General features: G+C 63.2%; 18 protein-coding genes. 10 read left to right on the plus strand and 8 right to left on the minus strand.

Features of this window, described 5'->3' with window-relative positions:
- Window positions 1–81: 81 nt before the first annotated feature.
- The 5 genes from K7H91_RS00295 to K7H91_RS00315 form a co-directional block, all read right to left on the minus strand.
- Window positions 82–402: an FtsB family cell division protein gene (locus K7H91_RS00295; RefSeq protein ID WP_230718095.1), complete on the minus strand. Its 321-nt coding sequence runs from the start codon at window positions 400–402 to the stop codon at window positions 82–84.
- 388 nt (window positions 403–790) lie between these two features.
- Window positions 791–2,065 (minus strand): phosphopyruvate hydratase, encoded by a 1,275-nt coding sequence (eno, locus tag K7H91_RS00300; protein ID WP_230718097.1) that lies wholly within the window; start codon window positions 2,063–2,065, stop codon window positions 791–793.
- Window positions 2,066–2,272: 207 nt separating this feature from the next.
- Window positions 2,273–3,112, minus strand: coding sequence for a 3-deoxy-8-phosphooctulonate synthase (kdsA, locus tag K7H91_RS00305; RefSeq protein ID WP_230718099.1), 840 nt, complete (start codon window positions 3,110–3,112; stop codon window positions 2,273–2,275).
- A 1-nt stretch (window position 3,113) separates the two neighbouring features.
- On the minus strand, window positions 3,114–3,992 hold the full coding sequence (locus tag K7H91_RS00310; RefSeq protein WP_230718101.1) for a VOC family protein: 879 nt from the start codon (window positions 3,990–3,992) through the stop codon (window positions 3,114–3,116).
- Between the two features lie 78 nt (window positions 3,993–4,070).
- Entirely contained in the window at window positions 4,071–7,946 is a 3,876-nt protein-coding gene (locus K7H91_RS00315; RefSeq protein WP_230718102.1) for an autotransporter domain-containing protein, read from the minus strand.
- Window positions 7,947–8,199: 253 nt separating this feature from the next.
- On the opposite strand from K7H91_RS00315, the gene K7H91_RS00320 reads away from it, so the two are divergent.
- From K7H91_RS00320 to glp, 5 genes are read left to right on the plus strand one after another with little or no spacing between them, the layout of a single operon-like run.
- Entirely contained in the window at window positions 8,200–10,095 is a 1,896-nt protein-coding gene (locus K7H91_RS00320) for a SurA N-terminal domain-containing protein (protein ID WP_230718104.1), read from the plus strand.
- 11 nt (window positions 10,096–10,106) lie between these two features.
- Window positions 10,107–11,141 carry an anthranilate phosphoribosyltransferase gene (gene trpD, locus K7H91_RS00325; RefSeq protein WP_230718106.1) on the plus strand — a complete coding sequence of 345 codons (1,035 nt, stop codon included), beginning with the start codon at window positions 10,107–10,109 and terminating at the stop codon, window positions 11,139–11,141.
- Entirely contained in the window at window positions 11,138–11,947 is an 810-nt protein-coding gene (trpC, locus tag K7H91_RS00330) for an indole-3-glycerol phosphate synthase TrpC (RefSeq protein ID WP_230718108.1), read from the plus strand. Before trpD ends, trpC begins: the two co-directional genes overlap by 4 nt.
- Window positions 11,944–12,435 (plus strand): cyclic pyranopterin monophosphate synthase MoaC, encoded by a 492-nt coding sequence (moaC, locus tag K7H91_RS00335; protein WP_230718110.1) that lies wholly within the window; start codon window positions 11,944–11,946, stop codon window positions 12,433–12,435. The genes trpC and moaC overlap by 4 nt, the downstream gene beginning before the upstream one ends.
- Before the next feature lie 3 nt (window positions 12,436–12,438).
- Entirely contained in the window at window positions 12,439–13,644 is a 1,206-nt protein-coding gene (glp, locus tag K7H91_RS00340) for a gephyrin-like molybdotransferase Glp (RefSeq protein ID WP_230718112.1), read from the plus strand.
- Window positions 13,645–13,717: 73 nt separating this feature from the next.
- On the opposite strand, the gene K7H91_RS00345 is transcribed toward glp, so the two are convergent.
- A complete protein-coding gene (locus K7H91_RS00345; RefSeq protein ID WP_230718113.1) occupies window positions 13,718–14,041 on the minus strand; it encodes a DUF1476 domain-containing protein in 324 nt (107 codons plus the stop codon).
- A 239-nt stretch (window positions 14,042–14,280) separates the two neighbouring features.
- On the opposite strand from K7H91_RS00345, the gene K7H91_RS00350 reads away from it, so the two are divergent.
- From K7H91_RS00350 to K7H91_RS00365, 4 genes are all read left to right on the plus strand, one after another.
- Complete coding sequence (locus tag K7H91_RS00350) at window positions 14,281–15,042, plus strand: phosphoribosylaminoimidazolesuccinocarboxamide synthase (protein ID WP_230718115.1); 762 nt, start codon at window positions 14,281–14,283, stop codon at window positions 15,040–15,042.
- 30 nt (window positions 15,043–15,072) lie between these two features.
- Window positions 15,073–15,315, plus strand: a complete 243-nt coding sequence (purS, locus tag K7H91_RS00355; RefSeq protein ID WP_230718117.1) for a phosphoribosylformylglycinamidine synthase subunit PurS — start codon at window positions 15,073–15,075, stop codon at window positions 15,313–15,315.
- 11 nt (window positions 15,316–15,326) lie between these two features.
- On the plus strand, window positions 15,327–16,001 hold the full coding sequence (purQ, locus tag K7H91_RS00360) for a phosphoribosylformylglycinamidine synthase subunit PurQ (RefSeq protein ID WP_230718119.1): 675 nt from the start codon (window positions 15,327–15,329) through the stop codon (window positions 15,999–16,001).
- Between the two features lie 104 nt (window positions 16,002–16,105).
- Window positions 16,106–16,699, plus strand: a complete 594-nt coding sequence (locus K7H91_RS00365; protein ID WP_230718121.1) for an acyloxyacyl hydrolase — start codon at window positions 16,106–16,108, stop codon at window positions 16,697–16,699.
- Between the two features lie 223 nt (window positions 16,700–16,922).
- Here K7H91_RS00365 and K7H91_RS00370 read toward each other — a convergent pair whose 3' ends face one another.
- Window positions 16,923–17,339, minus strand: coding sequence for a winged helix-turn-helix transcriptional regulator (locus tag K7H91_RS00370; RefSeq protein WP_230718123.1), 417 nt, complete (start codon window positions 17,337–17,339; stop codon window positions 16,923–16,925).
- Between the two features lie 141 nt (window positions 17,340–17,480).
- Here K7H91_RS00370 and K7H91_RS00375 point away from each other — a divergent pair, with 141 nt between their 5' ends.
- A complete protein-coding gene (locus tag K7H91_RS00375) occupies window positions 17,481–18,368 on the plus strand; it encodes an SDR family oxidoreductase (RefSeq protein ID WP_230718125.1) in 888 nt (295 codons plus the stop codon).
- Window positions 18,369–18,380: 12 nt separating this feature from the next.
- Here the strand turns inward: K7H91_RS00375 and K7H91_RS00380 are convergent, their stop codons facing one another.
- Window positions 18,381–19,133, minus strand: coding sequence for a pyridoxine 5'-phosphate synthase (locus K7H91_RS00380; RefSeq protein ID WP_230718127.1), 753 nt, complete (start codon window positions 19,131–19,133; stop codon window positions 18,381–18,383).
- Between the last annotated feature and the right edge of the window lie 7 nt (window positions 19,134–19,140).

Raw genomic sequence — 19,140 nt, forward strand, 5'->3', positions numbered from 1 at the left:
GCAATGCTAGATTTAGCATGTTGTGCGACACACCAATATACTGAAATTTTTTACTAAAAACAGTATTAACTGGTTTTCAGTTTATTGGAGATTTCGCTCGAAAATCACGATCTCGTCGGGTTTCAGCAGGTTCAGCGCGTATCGTGCCTGCTCATCGAGCGCATCCTTCATCAGCGAGCCATCCGAGAGCATCTTGACGTGCTTTTCCATGGCCTCGCGTTCAGCCACGAGCTTTTCCAGCTTGCGCTCGTTGAGCGCCTTGTGGGCGGCAAACCGCTCGCCGGCGATCAGGCCGTAATCGCCATGGATCGAGTGATAGATGAAATAGCTCATGAAGCAGACGGTGATCGCGGGTACGATCAGGCGGCCGTAAAACCGGGATTTATGATGTCGGGTCCACATGAAGCTGTCCGGAAGGCTACGCAATACAATGGATTCACACTAACGCGTGAACCTTAACCAAGGCTAAACCGGGAGCGGGCGGGATGGGATGAGGTGCGGTTTTTTGAGGCAAAACCGGAGCGGCAATCAGGCCCGGCTCAGCAATCATACCCGCTGAAATCGCGGTGTCCGTCGGCATTGGAGTTAACCAAGGAACTGGCCGCCGCCAATCTCCCCCCTTGAGGGGGAGATGTCGCGAAAACGGCAGAGAGGGGTAAAGGGCGTAAGCCCTAAAAGCCGCAAGCTCCGAACCTATCGAGAGGGTTCACCCCTCTCTGCCCCTATCGGGGCATCTCCCCCTCAAGGGGGGAGATTGATTGGGGCTATGCGGCCGGAGCCTCCAAAAATATCAACCCTTCAGGATCGACCGGCCGGCGTAGACGGCCTGGCTACCCAGTTCTTCCTCGATGCGGATGAGCTGGTTGTACTTGGCGAGACGATCCGAACGCGACAGCGAGCCGGTCTTGATCTGACCGCAATTGGTGGCGACTGCGAGGTCGGCGATCGTGGCGTCCTCGGTTTCACCGGAGCGGTGCGACATCACGCTGGTGTAGCCGGCCTTGTGCGCGGTCTCGACGGCGTCGAGCGTCTCGGTCAGCGAGCCGATCTGGTTGACCTTGACCAGCAGAGAATTGCCAACGCCCATCCTGATGCCGTCCTTCAGGCGCTTGGTGTTGGTGACGAACAGGTCGTCGCCGACGAGCTGGCACTTGTCGCCGATCAGCGACGTCAGTTCCTTCCAGCCGTCCCAGTCATCCTCGGCGAGGCCGTCCTCGATCGAGAAGATCGGGTATTTGCCGATCAGGTCGGCGAGGTAAGCGGCCATTTCGCCGGAATCCAGCGTCTTGCCCTCGCCTTCCATGACGTATCTGCCGCCCTTGTAGAATTCCGTCGAGGCGGCGTCCATGGCGAGGTAGACATCGTCGCCCGGCTTGTAGCCGGCCTTTTCGATCGACTTCATGATGATGTCGAGCGCCGAGGTGGTGCTCGGAAGCGCCGGCGCGAAGCCGCCCTCGTCGCCGATCGCGGTATTGTAGCCGCCGGCCGAAAGTTCCTTCTTCAGCGTGTGGAAGATTTCCGAACCCGTCCGAACCGCATCACGCAGGGTGTCCGCGCCGATCGGCATGATCATGAATTCCTGGAAGTCGATCGGGTTGTCGGCATGCTCGCCGCCATTGATGATGTTCATCATCGGAACCGGCAGCTGGTGAGCGAACACGCCGCCGACATAGCGGTAAAGCGGCAGGCCGCAGGCGGTGGCGGCGGCCTTGGCCGTGGCGAGCGACACGCCGAGGATCGCATTGGCGCCGAGGCGGCCCTTGTTGGCGGTGCCGTCAAGCTCGATCATGGTCTGATCGATTTCCATCTGGTTTTCGGCATCGAGGCCGACAACCGCCTCGAGGATCTCGTTGTTGACGGCATCGACCGCCTTTTCGACGCCCTTGCCGAGATAGCGCTCGCCGCCATCGCGCAGTTCGACGGCTTCGTGCGCGCCGGTGGAGGCGCCGGAGGGAACGGCGGCGCGGCCGATCGTGCCGTCTTCCAGATACACATCGACCTCGACCGTGGGATTGCCACGGCTGTCGAGGATTTCACGGGCGAGAATGTCGGTGATTGTCGTCATGATTGTCTACCTGTCGACCTTGCTACAAAAAAATGAAACGACCGCGTCTAAGCTCTGGCGCTTTGCGAGGGCCCGCCCCTTCAGCAGGCGGACCGCGTCGTCGGAGTTCTGCTTAATGCAGTTCGTGCGCCAGCACTATGACGAATGAATGATTTTGGCGATCAAGCCGCGCATATTTGCGGCACGATCACCCGATTTCGAAAGAACTTACCTTCCCTTGGCAATGGCGTCAAAAGCAAGAAGCTTGTCCAGAAGCCGCGGCATGTCATCGAGCGGCACCATGTTGGGACCATCCGAAGGCGCATTGTCCGGGTCCTCATGGGTCTCGATGAAAACGCCGGCAACGCCGACGGCAACGGCCGCGCGCGCCAGCGTCTCGACGAATTCGCGCTGTCCGCCGGTGGAACCGCCCTGCCCGCCCGGCTGCTGCACCGAATGGGTGGCGTCGAAGATAACCGGCGCGCCGGTCGATGCCATGATCGGCAGCGCCCGCATGTCGGAGACCAGCGTGTTGTATCCGAAGGAAACGCCGCGCTCGCACAGAAGGACATTGTCATTGCCGCTGTCGACGATCTTGGCGAGCACGTTCTTCATGTCCCAGGGCGCCAGGAACTGGCCCTTCTTGACGTTGATCACCCGGCCGGTCTTCGCGGCGGCCACAAGAAGGTCTGTCTGGCGCGACAGGAAGGCCGGGATCTGCAACACGTCGACAACGGTCGCCACCTCGGCGCATTGCGCCTCGGTGTGGATGTCCGTCAGCACCGGAAAGCCGAACTCCCTCTTCAGGTCGGCGAAGACCTCAAGCGACTTGTCGAGACCCATGCCGCGCGTCGCCTTGAGTGAGGTGCGGTTGGCCTTGTCGAAGGAGGATTTGTAGACCAGCGCGATCCCGGCATCCGCGCAGATTTCCGAAAGCTTTCCGGCCATCATGAAGGCGTGATCGCGGCTTTCCATCTGGCACGGCCCGGCGATCAGCGACAGCTTGCCGCTATTGGAAAAGGCGACTGCTTTTTCGCCGGCGCCGGCGGTCACGGTACGGTCGGTCATGCTAGTATTCCCTGAATATGAAGGTCACGCCCTGGCCGGGCGCCGGCGGTACGGCAATGCCGTCGCCGGTCTGCCGTGAGGCGATCTCGTTGGCTTTCAGAATATCGGCGAGGTTTTCCAGGTCGGCCACCTCGAACACAATGGCGGCGGGCTCGATCCCGCGGCCCGCGCCGGAACGAGCGATTCCATATCGCCTGTAGAGATGATCAAAGGTGAAGACCGAAAGCTTCGCCGTCAGCGCATCGGTGCTGAAGCCGTCGGGATGGATATCGGCCTCGCCGGCGCGGGTGAGCGTCTGCAGCAGCGGCTCGAATTCCATCGGATAGTCCTCGCCGAGCAAGACACCCGAAATGCCGGTCACGCCGTTCTGATGGCCCATGAGGGTCTCGCCGGGGGCAAGCGCCTGCATGCGTTCGCAGGTGAAGAACAACAGGTCGGGCGCGCGCAGATCGGCGGCGAAGGCGAGCTTGAAACCGGCTGTTGCTTCCGTCCCGTCAGCCAGCTTATAGGGCCGGGAGAAGCTGAACAGATCGCCGACGCCAATACCGGATTCGGCAAATTCCGCATGGTCGGCCGCCGCATCCTCGCTCTTGAAGACGATCGCGGAGAGGCCGTCATCACCGTTACGGAAGCGGTAGGCGCGGTCGCGGCGCACGAATTCGGTTTTCGGGATATTCTGGTCGTAGATCTGCTGGTCGGCGATCGCGAGCGGCTCGAGATAGGTCGAATCGGCGAAATAGACGCAGGCATTCTCCGTACCGAACGGATGCCGCGCCTCCGGCGCCACGGCGAAGCCGAGCGCGGAAAGCCTGAGCCGCGCGGTCGCAAGATCGACGACCGGCAGAACCAGATGATCGATAGGACGGTGGGAAAGAGACATGGCCCCTCCTTTTCGGCGCTCTTGATGGCACAGAAACGCCCTCGCCTCAAGAAGGAGCACATCGGCCTACGCGAAGACCTACCAGACGTAGCGCAGTTTCGCCGACGCGATCAGCGCCGAATAGCTCTCGCCCCATTCGCCGTAGGCGCCAAAGCTGAGATCAGCCTGGCTGGTGAGCTGGATTCTCGCTGCGACATTGGCGGCGACGGCGCTGCCGGTGGGCGCATTGCTGGAGATCGAGAAGCCGTAGCCCGGCACCGCCAGGAAACTGGCGCTGGCATCGCCGCCGCCGCCATAGCGATAGAGATAGGAAACGCGGCCGTTGAGCGCGAAACGGCGCGCCACGTCGCCGGCGGCCGTGTCGAAACCGAGCCCGGCCTCGACCGTGCCGCGGAACAGGCCGACATCGGAATAGGCGAGCGCGGCATTGCCATAGCCGGCCTCGACCTCTTCCTGATAATCGGGCGCATGGGTATAGACCGCGCTCGCCCCCAAGAACGGCATCAACGCCACGCCGTTCTGGACGATGCGCCCGCCCGCCTCGATCCGCCCGCCGACTGTGGTCGCCGAATAGGAGCCGCGCAGCTGGTCGACGGCATTGCCGAAGGCGACCGTGCGCTTTGTATCGATACTGTCGACGCCGCCGCCGAGGGCAGCGGTGGCATAAAACCCTTCCTTGGACTGGGTCACGCCGTTGATGGCGGCGTGGAAGCTCTGCGAATCCGCCTTGCCGTCCTGCTCCGTCTGCTTGTAGGTCGAGCTGCCGCCGCCGAACACGATGCCGATCGCATTGGCGTCATCAAGCCGCGCCAGATAGCCGCCCTCGATCATGCTGCTGTCGATATCAGCGCCGGAATTGCCGGCCTGGGCATCGCCATCGACGCTTGAACTGCCGCCATTATATTCGAGCCAGCCGGTGTTGACCGGGTTGAGCGCGGCATAAATCCCCTGGCGCCGCGCCGCGGACCAGTCCCAGCGCGGATCGCCGGCCGCGCCCGCATAGCCGTCATAGCCGCCGACCGCCCAGTAGGCGAGACCCGATGTCGCCGCCGGCGCATTCTGCACGGTGTCCTCATCGGCATCCTTTTCGATAGGACGCCAGCCGGCGAGCAATCGGTTGAGGTTGGAGGAGCGCCGCAGGAAATTGTCCATGCCGAGTGTCGCCGTCATCGTGGCATTGATGCCGAGCTCGCCGCCGAGCGTCGTCATCGCCGCCTCATAGGCCTGGCCCGATTGCAGCATGCCGGCCGCAAGCGTGCCCTGCAGCGGCACGCCGTCATTGAACGCATTGACGAGCGCCGTGTTCACACCCTGGCCGAGCGCGGAGAAGTTGAAATTGCCGCCGACATAGGCGAGGCCAAGCTTCAGCGCATTGTCCTCGTCGGTGATCGTCCCGCGGAACTGGGAGGGCAGCGAATCAAGCGAGGGATCGTAGGTGCCGGTGAGGTTTCCGGCCTGGAGCAGCGTATACTCCTTCTTCAGCACGCCGCCCTGTTCGAAATCGAGATCGATGGCGGTATCGTCGAAGGCGACGGTGCCGGTGACGATCGCAGGCTCCTGATTGATCGTGATCACCGCGACATAGGTGGCATCTGGATCGAAATCGAGATCGCCGTCGACCATGATCGATCCCTTGCTGTCGCCGCCGCGGAACGTGCCGCCGGTGCTCACATGGGTGTCGCCGATCACGCCGGAGCCGCCCAGCGTCGCGCCGCCCGCCACTTCGGCGGTCGCGCCGCGCAGGTCGGCATCGATGTCGAGCGAACCGCCCGCCGCTTCGAGCGAACCGGTGAAATCCGCGCTGTCGGTGGAAAGGTTGAGTTCTCCCGGTCCCTTCTGCACCAGAGCGCCGGAACCGCTCAGCGCGCCACGGAACTCGATATCGTCGGAGCGGGCAAAGCTCAGCGTGCCGCCAGTTTCGATTGCGACATCGCCGCCGAGCGTTCCCGTCGTGCCGCCCGCGCCAACCTGGATTTCAGCGCCGGAGTCGATCGCCGTTAGTCCGGTATTGGTATTGTCGGCGGTCAGGATCGTGGTGCCGGACAACGCAGCTATCTGCCCCGCCCCGCTGATGGTCGGCGCGAAGACATAGTCTGACGATGTATGGTTGAAGACGATGAGGCCGGTGCCCTCGCCGAAAGCGATGGTGGGTATCGCCACTTCGCCCGGAGCGACGGCGCTGCCGACACCCGGAATGCCTCCGATGACAAGTCCGCCCTCAGAGCCGTTTGCGACGGCAAGAACAAGGCTGTCGGCCGTCACGATGCCGTTTTCGGCAACGTCGAGGATGCCGGAGCCACCATTGCCGACCACAAGGCCGCCATTGACCGTCCAGGTGCCGCCATAGACCTCAGCAAGGCCGATCGAGCCTGCTGCGTCGGCCACAACGCTGGCCGTGCTGGTGACCGTCGCCCCGGTCGTGACCGAGAACAGGCCCGTGCCACCCGCGCCGACCGTGATGCCGCCGTCGACATCCCAGCTCGATCCGGCACCCGCGACCAGCACACCGCCGTTCCCGGTTGCTGAAGCGCCGAGCACGGCTGTCTTGTTGGTGACCTTCGCGCCGCTACCGATGCCGAGAAGGCCTGTGCCATCCTGTCCGACAGTGAGATTGGAGGTGTTGGTCCAGACGCCGCCGCTTGTCAGCGCAACACCGCCCTCGCTGCCGGCGTCGCGACCGATGACCCCGCCATTGGAATTGAGCGCGGCGCCATCGAAAATGCCGAGCGCGCCTTCGCCCTTGGCCGCCACCGTCATCCTGTTGGTCAGCGTCAGGCTACTGCCGGCGCCGGTGATTACGGTTCCGCCGTAGCCGGTCGCGTTGACGCCCAGCATCGCGTAATCGGCGGTAACCGCCGCACCGTCCGATACGGTAAGGCCGCCTCCGCCGGAATTGCCGACCTTCAGCGCCGCCGAAAGCTGCAGCTTCGTGCCCGCGCCATCGATCGTCACCGTGCCCTCGCCGCCGGTCACATAACCGACCGTCATGTTGCTGGCGGTCATCGTCGCGCCAGCGAGAACGGAGAGCTCGCCTTCTCCGCCGGAGCCGCCGCCAGCCACGTTGCCGCCGATCGCGATATCGTTATAGACGTTCCAGAGCGAACCCGCCCCCGTCACGGTGGCGATGTTGCCTGTGGAGCTGTTGTTCTGGCCGATGCTGAGCGAGCCGCTGATCGCGTGGCCGCCATTGTTCACGGTCACCGAGCCGGTTCCCGACAGCCCGACCGTCAGGTCGCCATAGCCGTTCCATTCCGAATTCGCGCCGGAAACGGTTACCGCGCCGTCGCCGCCAGCGCCCTGTCCGATGATCGTCTGATTCGATTCGAATTTGGCCCCGCCGGTAATGTTGAGCGTGCCCGTGCCCAGATTGCCGACCACCACGCTGTTGGCGCCCGTGCCATAGGTGCGCATCTCCGTTCCCGCGCCGTCGAGCGTGTAGGTTCCCTCACCGCTTGCCGCGTTGCCGATGGTGATTGCGCCGGTCTGCCCCCTGGCGCCGGACTGCATCGTCAGCGTGCCGGTACCGGCGCCCCCGACCACGATCTGCTTGTCGAACTGGATCGCGCTGCCCGCGCCCTGAACGATGATGGTGCCGTTGCCGCCGGCGGACGCGCCGAGGGTGACCACCTCGCCGCTGACCGTTGCGTTGGAGGTTAGCTTGCCGGCGGCCGTGTCGCCCACGATGAAGTTGCTGATATATTCCGTGCCGCGGTCGGGGGTCAGCACCGGGGCATTGTTCAGCGTGTTGATGGTTACGTTGTCACCGGATTTCGGCGGAAGCGGCGGCTGGCTGCCGTCCACGGTCCAGTTCTCGGTCGCATACCAGTCTGTGGAGGTCGCGCCCGTCCAATTGAAATCGGCGGTCAGTCCCGGCGCGCTCCACGCCACCAGAAGTGCGGAGGAACTCAGAAACAACGCTCTGGCAGCGCCCTGCCCAAATCTCAAACCACGCATTACCTACCCCTTGCGACGCGATCCGCTAATCCGGGGAATCGGCCGACTGTCCAAAACTGGGGTGATTCTGGTTGCAGGTCCTTAAGAACCTATTGCCATGCGTGCTTTTGCGAACATGCTTAATATTTATGGTTAATGAACGGTTATCATCCCCTGCCCGGCCAGCCATCGCATCTGCGGCTTCAATTCGGTTGCATCTTCGTCTATGAAGCGTCACAAAACCGAAGGACCGGCAAACAGGGACTGCACAAGAATGCTTGAGACACTGCGCAAAGGCGCCCAGACCTGGGTCGCGAAACTCCTCTTGATCCTGCTGATCATCTCCTTCGGCGTATGGGGGGCGTCGAGCGCGTTCCTGTCCGGCAATTCCGATGTGGTGCTGACGGTCGGCGACAAGACCGTCTCGGCCAATGAATATCGCCTCGCCTATCAGCGCCAGTTGAACAGTCTCAGCAACCAGTTCGGCCGGCGGCTGACCGGCGAGGAAGCCCGCATGATCGGCGTCGACCAGCAGGTCAATGCCCAGCTCGTTGCCGGCGCCGCGCTCGACCAGCTCGCCGACGACATGAATCTCGGCCTCTCCGAAGACCGGCTGGCAGAGATCATCGCCCAGGACCCCGCCTTCCAGAATGCCGACGGCCGTTTCGACCGCCAGCGCTTCAGCGCGCTGCTGCGCAATGTCGGCCTCAACGAGGATGACTATGTCGCCGAACGCTCCAAGGTCGCCGTGCGCTCCCAGGTCGTCGATGGCATCGCCGACGGCTTCGTCCCGCCCAAAGCCCTGGTGGATGCAATCAGCGAATACCGCAACCAGTCGCGCGGCGTCGATTACATCGTGCTGAACAACGCCTTCATCGAGCCGGTGAAATCGCCGGGCGACGAGGTGCTGAAGCCCTGGTTCGAGCAGCGCAAGGCCGCCTATCGCGCGCCGGAATACCGCAAGGTTTCCTATGTGGCGCTTCACCCGTCCGATATCGCCGATCCCGACGCCATCACCGATGCCGCCGTGCGCGAGGATTACGACGCCCGGATCGCAAGCTTCACCACGCCCGAAGAGCGCCGTATCCAGCAGCTGACCTTCTCCGATCAGGCGGAGGCCGAACAGGCGGCCCAGGCGCTCGCCGATGGCACCAAGACATTCGACCAGCTTATCAGCGAACAGGGCAAGACCACCGGCGACGTGACCCTCGGCATCTTCACCAAGGGCCAGTTTCCGGACGCCTCGATCGACGAGGCGGCCTTCGCCATCGAGAACGAGGGTGGCACCAGCGAAGTCGTCCAGGGCAATTTCGGCCCAGTGATCCTGCGCGTCACCGCGATCTCGCCCGAACAGGTCACGCCGTTCGATCAGGTCAAGGACCGGATCCGTCAGGAACTCGCCGAGCAGCAGGCAACGGACGATATCCTGAATGTCGAAAACCAGTATGAGGACCAGCGCGCCGGCGGCGCTTCGATGGCAGAGGCAGCGCAAAGCCTGGGCCTCGAGCCGGTGACCATCGACGCCATCGACGCCCAGGGCAACGATGAAAGCGGCACTCCCGTTGCCGATATTCCGCTCGGCACAGAACTCGTTGCTTCAGCCTTCGACAGCGATATCGGCGTCGAGAACCTGCCGCTCACGCTCAATGATGGCGGCGTTGTCTGGTACGAGGTCGTCGACATTACCCCCTCGCGCGACCGCGAATTTGAAGAGGTCCGCAGCCAGGTGGAGGTCGACTGGGCGGCCGAGCAGCAGCGCGAGGCTCTTGCCGACAAGGCGAACGAGTTGCAGGCCCGCGTCGAAGGCGGCGAGAGCCTGCAGCAGATTGCCGACGAGCTGGCGATCGACGTCAACAGCGTGACCTCCGTCACCCGCACCACGCAGAATGACGAACTCGGCCCGGAAGCCGTCGCCGCCGCCTTCAGCGGCCCGCTCGGCACCGTGGCCACCGCGCCGCGCGACAGCGGCACCGAGCAGGTGGTGCTGAAGGTCGTGGCCGTCGTCAACCCGGTCGGCACGCTGGCGGCATCCGGCGACGACCAGGCGGTCAACGCCATCGCATCCTATGCCGGCGACGACATTCTCGACGAAATGATCAACAAGCTGCAGGGTGAGTACGGCGTCACGATCAACCAGACGCTGGCCCAGCAGGCGATCAACCTCAGATAAGAAGAGCAACAATGTCCGAGCTGAAGCCCTTCATCGCGAAAGTCGCAAGCGGCCAGTCGCTTTCCAGTGACGAAGCCCGCCAGGCCTTCGATCTGCTGATGTCGGGCGAGGCCACGCCCTCGCAGATCGGCGGCTTCCTGATGGCGCTGAGGGTCAAGGGCGAGACGGTCGACGAGATCGTCGGCGCCGTCTCGACCATGCGCGCCAAGATGACCCCCGTCAAAGCCCCGGCCGATGCCATCGATATCGTCGGCACCGGCGGCGATGGCGCGGGGACCTACAACATCTCGACGCTGGCGGCGATCATCACCGCCGGCGCCGGCGTCACCATCGCCAAGCATGGCAACCGCGCGCTCAGCTCGCGCTCCGGCACCGCCGACAGCCTGTCGGAACTCGGCGTCGATCTCGATATCACGCCGGCCCTCATCGAAGCCTGTCTGGAAGAGGCCGGAATCGGCTTCATGTTCGCGCAGAAGCACCACGCCGCCATGCGCCATGTCGGTCCGTCGCGCGTGGAGCTCGGCACCCGCACGATCTTCAATCTGCTCGGTCCGCTCTCCAATCCCGCAGGCGTCAAGCGGCAATTGCTCGGCGTGTTTGCCGCCGAATGGGTGCGGCCGCTCGCGGAGGTTCTGCGCGACCACGGATCGGAAAAGGTCTGGGTCGTCCACGGCCAGGGCCTCGACGAGATCACCACGACCGGCGAGACGCTGGTGGCCGAGCTTGCCGATGGCAAGGTCCGCGAATTCACGCTTTCGCCCTCCGATTTCGGCGTTCCACAAGCCGAGCTCAAGGCACTGCGCGGCGGCGATGGCAAGGTCAATGCGGCCGCGCTGCGCAAGGTGCTCGCCGGCGAGAAGAACGCCTATCGCGACATAGCGCTCTGCAATGCCGCCGCCGCACTCGTGGTCGCCGGCAAGGCCGATAGTGTCGCCGATGGTATGACAATCGCCACGGAGGCGCTGGAGAGCGGCAACGCGGCTGTCGCACTCGAACGGCTGGTTGCCGTTTCCAACCGCAAGCCCGAACATGGAATCCGGCCATGACCGATATTCTGAAGAAGATCGAAGCCTACAAGCGCGAGGAAATTGCCGCCGCGAAATCCGCGCACCCGCTTGATGAGTTGAAGGCGCGAATCCGCGACGTTGATCAACCGCGCGGCTTTGCCGATGCGCTTTTCGCCAGAAAGGCCGGAGGCGCATTCGGCCTGATCGCCGAAATCAAGAAGGCAAGCCCCTCCAAGGGGCTGATCCGCCCGGATTTCGATCCGCCGGCCTTCGCCGCGGCCTATGAGGAAGGCGGGGCGGCCTGCCTTTCGGTGCTGACCGATACGCCGAGCTTCCAGGGCGCGCCGGAATTTCTTGCCGCCGCCAAGGCGGCCTGCGCCCTTCCCGCTCTGCGCAAGGATTTCATGTTCGAGCCCTATCAGGTCTACGAGGCCCGCGCCTGGCAGGCCGATTGCATCCTGATCATCATGGCGAGCCTCTCCGATGACGAGGCCCGGCTCCTGGAGGAGACCGCCTTCGAACTCGGCATGGACGCGCTGATCGAGGTCCATGACGAAGCCGAATGCGAGCGGGCGCTGAAGCTCTCCTCGCCGCTGATCGGCATCAACAACCGCAATCTGCGCACCTTCGACGTCTCGCTTGAGACCAGCGAAAGGCTCGTTCCGATGATCCCGGAAGACCGGCTGATCGTCGGCGAGAGCGGCATCTTCGTCCATGACGATTGCCTGCGGCTGGCGAAGGTCGGCATTTCCACCTTCCTCGTGGGCGAGAGCCTGATGCGCAAGGACGATATCGCCGCCGCCACCCGTGCGCTGCTGAAGGGCACAGCCGAGGCCGCGCCATGACCGACAAGCCCGCCGGCCTGACCCATATCGGCGAGACCGGCGAGGCCCGCATGGTCGATGTCGGCGCCAAGGTCGAAACCGTCCGCTCGGCCACGGCGGAAGGCCATGTCCGGATGAAGCAGGAAACGCTTGCGCTGATCGAAAGCGGCAACGCCAAGAAGGGCGACGTGATCGCCACCGCCCGGCTGGCCGGGATCATGGGCGCGAAGCAGACGGCGAACCTCATTCCGCTCTGCCATCCGCTGATGCTGACGAAGATCGCCGTCGACATCGACGCCGACGCAACGCTTCCGGGTCTCAGGGTCGTCGCCACAACGTCGCTTTCCGGCCGGACCGGCGTCGAGATGGAGGCGCTGACCGCCGTTTCCATCGCCTGCCTCACGATCTACGACATGGCCAAGGCCGCCGATCGCGAAATGGAAATCGGCGCGATAAGGCTGGTCGAGAAATCCGGCGGCGCAAGCGGCGACTTCAAGCGCGGAGGCTGAGCCATGGCCGATCCCCTGCTGAGCGTTGAAAGAGCCGGTGAAATCCTGCTGGAGCATGCTCCGCAGGTAAGCGAGACGGAAACCGTGGCGCTTGCCGATGCCAATGGGCGCGTGCTTTGCGAGGACGTCGCCTCCCGGATAACCCAACCGCCCTTTTCGGCCTCCGCCATGGATGGCTATGCGGTACGCGCGGGCGATATCGGGCCCGAAGGCGCGGAGCTTCAGGTCATCGGCGAGGTCGCCGCCGGCGCGATGCCGGACGCGCATGTGGCTGCCGGAACCGCGATGCGGATTTTCACCGGCGCGCCGCTGCCGCAAGGCGCCGATAGCGTGGTGATACAGGAAAACACCGAGAAGCGCGGCGATGGCGGCGTCTTCTTCAAAGCCCCCGCCATCACGGACGATAACATCCGAAAGGCGGGACAGGATTTTACCGCGGGCGATATCCTGCTCAGCCGCGGCCGCACGCTTGACGCCCGCGCCCTTTCGCTTGCGGCAGCCGGTGGTCACGCAACGCTTTCCGTCTTTCGCCGGCCGCGCGTCGCTGTGCTTGCCACCGGCAATGAACTGGTGCCGCCCGGCACGCTACCGGGCCCCGGCCAGATTTCAGCCTCCGGCAGCGTCGCCATTGCGGCGCTCGCTCGCGGCAACGGCGCGGATGTCATCGATCTCGGCATTGCCGGCGATAGCGAGGCGGCGATCCGCGGGGCCGTGGAAAAGGCGGTCGCGGCGAAGGTTGACATTCTGGTGACGATCGGCGGCGCGTCGGTCGGCGACCACGACCTGATCCGCCCCACGCTTTCCGCCATGGGCATGGAACTCGATTTCTGGAAGATCGCGATGCGCCCGGGAAAGCCGCTGATGGTCGGTCGGCTCGCAGACATGCGAGTGCTCGGCCTGCCCGGCAACCCGGTCTCGAGCTTCGTCTGCGCCCTGCTCTTTGCCGAGCCGCTCATCCGCCATGTCGGACACTTCCCGCCGCGCAAGCGCGAGACCACGGCAATCGCCGCGTCCGCGCTCGCCGACAACGGCTCGCGCCAGCACTATATGCGCGGCCGCTTCGACCCCGAGGGTCGGGTCGCGCCGTTCGCGCGGCAGGATTCATCCCTGCAGGCCACGCTTGCCGAAGCGGATTGTCTGATCGTCCGCCCGCCCCACGCCAAGGCGGTTCAAGCGGGCGAGACCGCCCGGATCGTGACCCTAGGCTGAGCGATCGGCCGCGCCTCAAAAAAGAGGCAGAGCGGCCACGCCTTCCGAAAAAGCCGGGACCGCTCAAGTCAATTCAGGCGGAACCCTTTTCCTGGGCAGCGGCTGCAATCATGAACTCGTTCAGCTTGGCATGAATGGTCTGCTCGTCCATTTCGACGCCCGCCGCATTGAAGTCCGCCATCAGCTTGCCCGTCAGATCGGCATCGCCGGCCTCGATGAAATGGCTGGCCATCACTTCACTGATATAGGCCTGGTCGCCCTCACGGTCCAAAAGCCCTGCCGCCCAGTTTGCCAGCATCCGGTTGCGCCGGGCGAGCGTGTTGAAATGCGCATGCTGTTCCGCCGTATAGGCGGCCTCGTGCGCGCGCCCGCGGTCTGCAAAAATTCGATCTGCCATGTTGGCCTCCCTGATAATCCTACTCACCTAAGATGGTATGACTCGGCACGATTGAGAAGAAAAAAACCGGCATTTGCTTCAAAATTTGTCCGCATGCGACGGTTTGTCGTCAGCAAAAGGTGCAAAACCGCAATTGCCTTGAAAAACACGTGGTTTTGATTGAGAAAGCGGCGCAAACTCGCTATTGCAGCGAAACTGATGATTTCAGCGCGTTTTGCGCCAACGTATACGAGACAGAGATGAGTCGTCGCCGCCGGGTTTATGAAGGCAAGGGTAAAGTCCTCTATGAGGGCCCCGAGCCCGGAACCCTGATCCAGTTCTTCAAGGACGACGCCAGCACCGAACCGGGTGCGGGCGCCGACGTGATCGACGGAAAAGGTGTTCTGAACAACCGCATTTCGGAATATGTCTTCGGGCATCTGAACGCGATCGGGATTCCCACCCACTTCATCCGTCGCCTCAACATGCGCGAGCAGCTCGTGCGCGAAGTGGAGATGATCCCGCTGATCGTCACCGTGCGCAATGTCGCGGCCGGCTCGCTGTCGCGCCGGCTCGGCATCGAGGAAGGCGTTCCCCTGCCCCGCTCGATCGTCGAGTTCAGCCTGAATTCCGATGAGCTCGGCAATCCGCTGGTGACCGAGGAACACATCACCGCCTTCGGCTGGGCCTCGCCGCCGGAGCTCGACGACATGATGGCGCTGGCGATCCGCATTAACGACTTCCTGTCCGGCCTGTTTCTCGGCGCCGGCATGCAACTCGTCGATTTCAAGATCGAGTGCGGACGCCTTTTCGAGGGCGATATGATGCGCATCATCCTGGCCGACGAGATTTCCCCTGATTCCTGTCGCCTGATGGATCTGGCGACCCGCCAGCGTCTCGATTCGCGCGTTGAGGGCGCCGACGGCGTTGCCGTCAGCGCCTATTCCGAGGTCGCCCGCCGGCTCGGCATCATGAATGAGAACGAGCCGGCGCGCGCCGCCGGCCCCGTCCTGGTCAAATAGAATTTTCGAACAGAAGCTGAGGTTAAGCCAGTGATCAACGCACGCGTCATCGTCACCTTGAAAAACGGCGTACTCGATCCGCAGGGAAAGGCGATCGAAGGCGCGTTGCATGGCCTCGGATTCGATGGCCTTTCCGGCGCGCGCCAGGGCAAGGTCTTCGACCTCACGCTCAACACCGATGACCGCGCCAAGGCGGAAGCCGACGTCGCGGAGATGTGCGAGAAGCTGCTGGCCAATATGGTGATCGAAAACTACGCCATCGAGCTGAACTGATCGGAGCCGCCATGAAATCCGCTCTTATCCAGCTTCCCGGCCTCAACCGCGACCGCGACATGTTTGCAGCCCTCCGGCAGATTTCCGGCACCGATCCGGTCACCATCTGGCAGACCGAGACCGAACTGCCGGATGTTGACCTGATCGTGATCCCCGGCGGCTTCTCCTATGGCGATTACCTGCGCTGCGGCGCGATCGCCGCTCGCATGCCGGTGATGCGCGCGGTTGCCGAAAAGGCGCGCGCGGGCGTGCGCGTCATCGGCGTCTGCAACGGCTTCCAGATCCTGCTCGAGGCCGGCCTTCTGCCGGGCGCGTTGATGCGCAATGCATCGCTGAAATTCGTCTGCCGCGAGGTTCGGCTCACCGTCGCCAACAACCGCACGGTCTTCACCAGCGGTTACGCCGCCGGAGAAGTGATCCGCTGCCCGGTCGCCCATCACGACGGCAATTATTTCGCCGATGCCGACACCCTTGCAGCGCTCGAGGATCGCGGCCAGGTGGCGTTCCGTTACGCCGAGGGCACCAACCCCAATGGCTCGGTCAACGACATCGCGGGCCTCGTTAACGAAGCCGGCAATGTGCTCGGCATGATGCCGCATCCCGAAAACCTGATCGAACCCGCCCATGGCGGCACCGACGGCCGCCGTCTTTTCGAGGCGGCGCTTGGACAGATTGAGGTTGCCTGAAACGGCGCACGTTTGGCTTGACCTGAACGTGAGAATGATCAGTATTAGGAGAAAATTAAGGCAGCGCGAGTTTGCTGTCGTACTGATTCGATTAGGTCGACCAAATGCAACTGAATAGATTCTCGACGTCGGCGGCAAGCCTTGCGGTCGCGCTGATCACCGCAACTGCTGCCTCTGGCGCCGATATGGATAGTGTCACCGTCTCTCCCGCGCCGGTTGCCAACGACAGTATTTTCGATGAAGTCCGCTTCGAGGTTGCCGGTTCGCTCGGCTCCAATTCGGATTTTGAAAGTGGCGTTTTCCTGATCCCGAGCGTGTTCTTCGATCCGCTGCACAGCGAAGGCCGGGAAGGGTTCGACAAGGTTTTCCACCCCCGTTTCTTCCTGAGCGCCAGCATCTCGACCGATGACGAATCATCGCAGATCATGGCCGGCGCAAGCTGGAAGTTTCCGCTGCTAGGCCCGACCTTCGCCGATATCGGCTTCGGCGGTGCGCTGACCAACGCCGATATTGACGAGGGCGGTCGCGGCCCCGGCGTCGGCTCGCACATCCTGTTTCACGAATATATCGCGCTCGGCGTCAATCTCGATGAAAACTGGAGTCTGACGGCTACGGTGCGTCATTCCTCGAACGCCGAACTGGCCTCGCCCAACAGCGGCCTGACCTATGGCGGCATCGGGCTTGGCCGCAGCTTCTGATTCCGCGCTCCTCCGGCATTTCAAGACAACTTCGAGCGCCAACGACAGCCGCGCGCTTCGTCCGGTAAGGGCAAAAATCCGCTTCGCCTTCAAATCGCCGGAAAATTAACCATATATGGGAACTAGACGGACACGGGCAGCGTTTCGTGTCTATAAGTTCGTAAGTGACCCCCAAGTAAACGCCCCGGCACCCCCTGCTCCGGGGCGTTTATTTTTTGCCATATCAGAAGCTCATTTCGTTTTCGGCGCGATCGAATGCGCTGCGCGCCTCGCTGATCTGCTTGTGGTTTTCCTTCGCCCAGGTGACCAGCAGCGAGAACGGTGCGAGAAACGACCGGCCCGTCTCCGTCAGTTCGTAGACCACCCTGGGCGGTTTGGTGGGAAACACGGTGCGGGTGATATAGCCGTCGCGGTGAAGGTCTCTCAATGTCTTGGTGAGCATCCGTTGCGAGATGTCCGGCGTCATGCGCTTGAGTTCGGCAAAGCGCAGCGGCCCGCTCGAAAGCGCCATCAACAGCAGGCTACTCCATTTTCCGGACACCTGATTGAGCACATCGCGCACCGGGCAGTTCCCGGCCCCGTCATCAGCGATGATCTCGGCAAGCTGCGCGCGACTCCACAAGCGAAGATCGTCGGCCATTTCTTTCTCCCGGTCACAACCGTGTAACCACCGCACAAATAAAACCCGTCTTTACAACGACGACGGTCATATTAGATGGTTCATGGTCTCTTTTTGAGACTATAATTCGTTCATAGCTTTACTCTAATCGGGATACCAACCATGAACAACCCGACAATCCTCGTCACCGGCGCGTCCGGAAAGCTCGGCCGCGAAACGCTGGACTTTCTGCTTGCCTCCGGCAAGGACCCAGCCCGGATCATCGCCGCCACCCGCGACGTGACCAAGCTTGCCGATTACGCCGAGAAAGGCGTTAACGTGCGACACGCCGATTTCAATGCGCCCGAAACCCTGGGCCCCGCCTTCGAAGGGGCCGATCGGGTGGCCATCATCTCCACCGATGCCGTTTTCCCCGGGGTCGATCGGGTCGCCCAGCACAGCGCTGCCGTCAGCGCCGCCAAGGCTGCGGGCGCCCGTCACATTATCTATACCTCGATGCCTGCCCCCGAGACCTCGCTGATCAGCTTCGCGGGCGATCATCTGGGCAGCGAGAAGGCGGTCAAGGAAAGCGGCCTCGACTACACCATCCTGCGCAACACCTGGTATCAGGAAAACCTTCTGATGAGCCTGCCGCAGGCACTGGAGCATGGCATGCTCATGTCGGCGGCGGGTCAGGGCAAGCTCAGCTACATCGCCCACGAGGATTGCGCCCGGGCGCTGGCCGCGGCCCTGCTTGCGGAGACCGATGGGAATGCGATCTACACGCTCGTCGGCTCCGAAGGCCACACCATCGAGGATGTTGCCGCGCTGGCGCGCGAATTCAGCGGCAAGCCGCTCGCGGTGCAGCATGTCGACAGCGCCACGCTGCGCAAGACGCTTGAGGGCGCGGGCCTGCCACCCTTCCTCGTGGACATGCTTGTGAGCACGGACGACAACATCCGCGCCGGCAACTTCGACATCGTCAATGATGATTTCGAGCGCCTTACCGGTCGCACGCCGAAGCCGCTGCGCGCCTTCTTCGAGGACAATCGCCAAGCCCTGTCGTCTTAAGGCTTCGCCGTCTCAGACCGTTTCGCCACAGGCATGGCGGAAGCGCCTCACGCTCTCCGCCATGCCGTATTCCAGCGCGTCGGCGGTGAGGCCGTGGCCGATCGAGACCTCCGCCAGATCCGGTATCGCGGCCACAAGCGGCGGAAGGTTGGCGACGGTCAGGTCGTGGCCGGCATTGACGCCAAGGCCAAGTTCGCGGGCGCGTTGCGCGGTCTGACCCAGTTGCGCCGCAAGCGTGGCCTCCCTCGCCGGATCCTCGAAACAGGCGCCATAGGGGCCGGTATAGAGCTCGATCCGGTCGGCCCCGCTCTCGCGCGCGGCATACAGTTCGGCGGCGCTCGCATCGCCATCGGCGAACATCGAGACCCGGATATTCTTCTTCTTCAGCCTTGCAACCGTCTTCTTCAGCAGGTCGCGATTCTCGGCGAATTTCCAGCCGTGATCCGATGTCGCCTGGTCGGGATCATCCGGCACCAGCGTGACCTGCTCGGGCTCGGCTTCAAGGCACAGGCCGATGAAGAAATCGCTCGGATAGCCCTCGATATTGAACTCCGCCTGCGGGAATTCGTCATCGATCAGCGCCCGCAAGACAGGCAGATCGGAAAACCGGATATGGCGCTGGTCGGGTCTTGGATGGACCGTCAGGCCATGGGCGCCGGCTTCAAGCGCGATCCGGCCGAAATGACGCACGCTGGGCCACGGCAGATCACGCCGATTGCGCAACTGGGCAATCGCATTCAGGTTAACGGACAGCTTGGCGACCATGGCTCCC

It is taken from the genome of Martelella mediterranea (genome assembly GCF_021021415.1).
Taxonomy (GTDB): Bacteria; Pseudomonadota; Alphaproteobacteria; order Rhizobiales; family Rhizobiaceae; genus Martelella; species Martelella mediterranea_C.